This is a genomic window from Candidatus Sordicultor fermentans (assembly GCF_012728195.1).
Classification (GTDB): domain Bacteria; phylum Atribacterota; class Atribacteria; order Atribacterales; family Caldatribacteriaceae; genus Sordicultor; species Sordicultor fermentans.
Window position 1 is genome coordinate 1 of the sequence record NZ_JAAYFP010000096.1, and the last position, 3385, is coordinate 3385.

At 41.9% G+C, this 3385-nt stretch carries 5 protein-coding genes; 4 read left to right on the plus strand and 1 reads right to left on the minus strand.

Annotated elements, in window-relative coordinates; translation table 11 throughout:
- Window positions 1–796: 796 nt before the first annotated feature.
- The 4 genes from GXZ17_RS04465 to GXZ17_RS04480 all read left to right on the plus strand — a co-directional run bounded on the left by GXZ17_RS04465 (window position 797) and on the right by GXZ17_RS04480 (window position 2313).
- Complete coding sequence (locus tag GXZ17_RS04465; RefSeq protein WP_409376085.1) at window positions 797–1102, plus strand: UPF0175 family protein; 306 nt, start codon at window positions 797–799, stop codon at window positions 1100–1102.
- The gene (locus GXZ17_RS04470; RefSeq protein ID WP_409376086.1) at window positions 1086–1574 is read left to right on the plus strand and encodes a hypothetical protein; all 489 of its coding nucleotides are present in this window, start codon (window positions 1086–1088) and stop codon (window positions 1572–1574) included. The genes GXZ17_RS04465 and GXZ17_RS04470 overlap by 17 nt, the downstream gene beginning before the upstream one ends.
- A gap of 93 nt (window positions 1575–1667) precedes the next feature.
- The gene (locus GXZ17_RS04475) at window positions 1668–1961 is read left to right on the plus strand and encodes a hypothetical protein (protein WP_409376087.1); all 294 of its coding nucleotides are present in this window, start codon (window positions 1668–1670) and stop codon (window positions 1959–1961) included.
- Entirely contained in the window at window positions 1927–2313 is a 387-nt protein-coding gene (locus tag GXZ17_RS04480) for a DUF6516 family protein (RefSeq protein ID WP_409376088.1), read from the plus strand. Before GXZ17_RS04475 ends, GXZ17_RS04480 begins: the two co-directional genes overlap by 35 nt.
- A gap of 229 nt (window positions 2314–2542) precedes the next feature.
- Here the strand turns inward: GXZ17_RS04480 and GXZ17_RS04485 are convergent, their stop codons facing one another.
- Window positions 2543–2677 carry a hypothetical protein gene (locus tag GXZ17_RS04485; RefSeq protein ID WP_409376089.1) on the minus strand — a complete coding sequence of 45 codons (135 nt, stop codon included), beginning with the start codon at window positions 2675–2677 and terminating at the stop codon, window positions 2543–2545.
- Window positions 2678–3385 lie beyond the last annotated feature (708 nt).

The following is a 3385-nucleotide window of genomic DNA, read 5'->3' on the forward strand; positions in this document are numbered from 1 at the left end:
CACCTGCACAGCTTAGTCTATTATGAGGTTTATGAAGATGCTTATTCGGCAATCACCAGAGAAAAGCAACTCAAGAAATGGAGAAGAGACTGGAAAATAAATCTGATTGAGAAAATGAATCCGGAATGGCGAGACCTCTACTCGGATATTATCCAGTAAAAAGATCTGATCTTTATAAAGACAAAGAATTATGGACAAAAACCTCTGGATGCCTGATAAAAGATTTCAGGCATGACGAAGGGGGGTCGTTCCTGAGTGGTTCTATCAGGAATCTTTATATTGGGAGGGGACATCCCTATGGTTCACAATAGAAGGACAAAAGGGAAAAAGCAAAAACTTGGATTCCCGCCTAACTTTCGGGAATGACGGAGGGGGAAGGTCATTCCTGAATGGTTCTACGAGGGGTCCAAAACTATAAAGAGAAAACCCCCTTATAATCCCTCAAAAAGACAGCCAGTCTACACTAAAAGAAAAACAAAAAATGCAAAAGACTACTGAGGAAGAGAAAGCCTTCCTCAGTGGATTCCCGATAAAAGATTTCAGGCATAACAGAAGAGGAAGCTCTCCGGCTCCAGTTCGGAGTGATAATAAGATAGGCAAATCACGCGTGGTGGAGACTCCATCGAGAAGACAAGCAGGGCTTTAGACTATGAGCCCAGGACGAAAATGAAGAATGGTATCAAAAAATATACGGCTGGATTAGTGATAAAATATAGAAGAATGCCAGGTTCTAAGAATCAATACAGAACCTCGAACATTGTTTCGGTTGAATTACCAAAACAGGGGGTGAATAAATATGTCTGGAGAAGTTATGGCGCAGCTTCCTGAAGAGCTTATGAAAGAGATAGAGTACTGGGCAGAAAGGGAAAAAGTAGATAAATCCACATTGCTAACCAAGATAATGGAGGAAGGATTAAATGTATGGAAGATGAACAAAGCACTGGAGATGTACAGGTTACAGAAAGTGACTTTATGGAAAGCCGCAGAAATAGCAGGTGTTTCGCTGGCTGAGATGCTTGCAGAATTGCCAAAGAGAAAGATTATATTTCAGTATGACCTCGACGAGTTGAGAGAGGACCTCGAATATGCCCGTAGTAAGTGATGCAAGTCCACTCATTCTCCTGGCCAAAATCAGAAGATTAGACCTTTTAAAGAAATTATATTCAGAGGTGCTCATCCCAAAAGAGGTTAAAGAGGAAGTAACAAAGCAAGAAGTTCCTCCAATAATTTCAGGAATTAGAGAAGGATGGATAAAAGTGAAAGAGGTAGAGCTTTCTTCGGAAGTAAAGGAAATGGGAAGAGAGCTGGGACTACATGAGGGAGAGATATATGCACTGTCCCTCGCTTTGCATGCAAATGTAAAGCAGGTTTTAGCGGATGATAAATTGGCAAGAGTTGGTGCTAGAATTTTGGGGCTACAGGCTATCGGATGCCTGGGTGTTGTTATGAAAGCATATGAAATGGACGTCATTACCAGGAACGAAGCAATTAGTGCTATTCAGGAATTGGTTAAAGCAGGATTATGGATTTCCCCTGAGGTCTTGGGAGAGGTGTTGACTTCGTTGGAGGATTGACGGGGATATGAAAAGGGACAATCATCGTACATTGGATTATAGATGGTCATGATATAATAGCATTGGATGCAAGATTTCACGAGGAGGATAGCAATGAAGGCTGAGATAATCGAGGAGATAAGTCGGTATATAGCTCTGGACAAAAACTCCTTGCTGGACAAAGGTATCGAATCACTTTTAAAGGAAAAGAAAAGGGGGGTCATGCTTGACCGACTGGAAATACTCTCTCGGTATAAGGTTTCTTCAGCAGAGGAATTAGAAAGAAAAATTCGGGAGGGAGAAATAGAGGAGCATCCAGCCTGGGAAGACTTAATAGCTCTGGAAAATCTTGATTCCGCATTGGAAAAAATAAATGGCTATCTTGCAAGTTTATCAGCGTCAACTTGAAGTAGCAATGCAAAAATTTGGTGACATCGTGAGTGAAGGCGAAATCATTTATACAGAAAGCAAAGAGCCATTAAAGTTAAGGCTAAATATAGTGGATGGCTCAATTGTAGACGTTTTTTACTCATCTGGAGGGAAATACTCCTATCACTGGGATAGAAGAATAATTAATGGGACGATTTACCGGCATGATAATGCTCCACATAAGCGCTGGAGGGAAATCAAGACTTTCCCGAAACACTTTCATGAAGAGACGGAATACGCTGCTAAGGAGAGCTACATAAGTGCTGACCCATTTTTTGCCATCGAGGAATTTTTAGAGTTTGTAAAAAGCATGCTGATAGGAAGTGTGTAGCAAGAAGGAGGCCGAGGCAGAATCTCCCAACTCCGGGCTTTGTTACAGTAGATAGTGGGAAATTGGCTGTGAGGCCTTCGTCCGCAGATTTTGAACCAATATAATGCTATTTACCATGTCTGATAAGAACACAACCCATTTCTTCTAATTTTCAAAGCAGGTCTCTTCTTTTCATCCCACTTCCAAAGTCAGCCATTTTGCGAACACAAGGAATTGCTCCACTGCTTAATTACTGATAAAGCTCTCTTAAGTTTTCCTTTAATTTCTCCACACTTTCCCCCTGGGTCCAGTAATCGGGGTGTTCCTCAAGATATCCAACCCATATGTTGCCTTCCTGCCAGTAGACAAACTTTTTCGTTTCCATGTGGTCTACCTCCTCTCAGCCAGGTATCTTTTAAAGTCTGCGAATACCTTTCATCTCTTGGAAGCTTCAGTGACCGAACTATAGCTACAAGGGGTGAACCTCCTATGGCCCCGGCTATAGAAGGAAACTGATCCCCCCTTAAGGAATTAAAAGAAAAACGTAAAAACCACTGAGGGAGGAAAAACGTCTTTCTCAGCATAAAGGGGAAAGAATTCCCTCTTATCAATCCCTTATTTTCTGCCACTGCAATGACCTTCCTTATTCGTCACCCCGGCAATTTTTAAGCCGTTTTTAGCCTGCCCCTGAATGCTTCTATCACCCTTCGTTCGTCACCCCGGCAATTTTTAAGCCGGGGTCTACAGTCCACAGTCTTTAAAACCAAAGAAAAAGCAAAAACTTGGATTCCCGATAAAAAATTTCGGGAATGACGGAACAGACAATGAGGGGGCTTTGCCCCCTCATAACCCCCGGAAAAGACGAAAACACAAAAAGATAAATACAACACGGAGAAAAACACCTCCGCGTTGTCATTCCTGAATGCCTCTACCACCTTTGTCCGTCACCCCTGAGTGGTTCTACGAGGGGTCCATAAGTATTTAAAAACCAAGGAAAAAAGACTAAAAAAAGAGCCAAACTCACCATTGACGACCATCAGACTTCAGGATAAGATTAAAGGGGAAATATTTTAACGTTTAGGAGGTATTATGA